1 protein-coding gene and 1 pseudogene are annotated in these 491 nt (G+C 61.7%); both read left to right on the forward strand.

Annotated elements, in window-relative coordinates; all coding sequences use genetic code 11:
• On the forward strand, positions 1-289 hold a 289-nt coding region (locus JN414_RS16485; RefSeq protein WP_202208884.1), incomplete at its 5' end, for a hypothetical protein.
• A gap of 10 nt (positions 290-299) precedes the next feature.
• A pseudogene (locus JN414_RS16490) lies at positions 300-491 on the forward strand (phage tail protein); the annotation flags it as partial.

Consider the following 491-nt stretch of genomic DNA (forward strand, 5'->3'; position numbering starts at 1 on the left):
CATCTTTGTGAGTGGCGGCCAGATCCTGTCCAGCCAGTTCAGTGATGCCGCACTTTTGGCGATCTCGATGCAGCTGTTTTACGGCAGCCGCGCAGGCCTCGTCGCTCATGTGGCAGAACAGGCCGTTACGCCTTCAGCTCCGACTGAGAACGTCACAAGCGGGGCAGGATCCTCTGGCTCTGCATCGGTGGTCAGCGGCGGGTCATCTCCTGTCAGCTCGGGCGGGACGGTAGTCTCCAGCGGCTCGACGACGTCTGGCGGAACCGTGACGTCAGCCGGCGCAGCATAAGGAGGGTGACATGAGTTTTACTGGTGCGACTGCCGGTTATTCGGCCGGTGCCCAGGCTAATGACGTTATCGTCGCCATTGCTGCGGAAGCCGAATATGGAACGGCGCCTGCTGGCGTCTATCAGCGGCTCCGTCTGACAGGCGAGACGTTCCGCTGCCAAAGAACCCGGCAGCGTCCAGAGGAACTGGAAAGCAGCTGGGAG

Source organism: Gluconobacter sp. Gdi (genome assembly GCF_014132155.1).
Taxonomy (GTDB): Bacteria; Pseudomonadota; Alphaproteobacteria; order Acetobacterales; family Acetobacteraceae; genus Gluconobacter.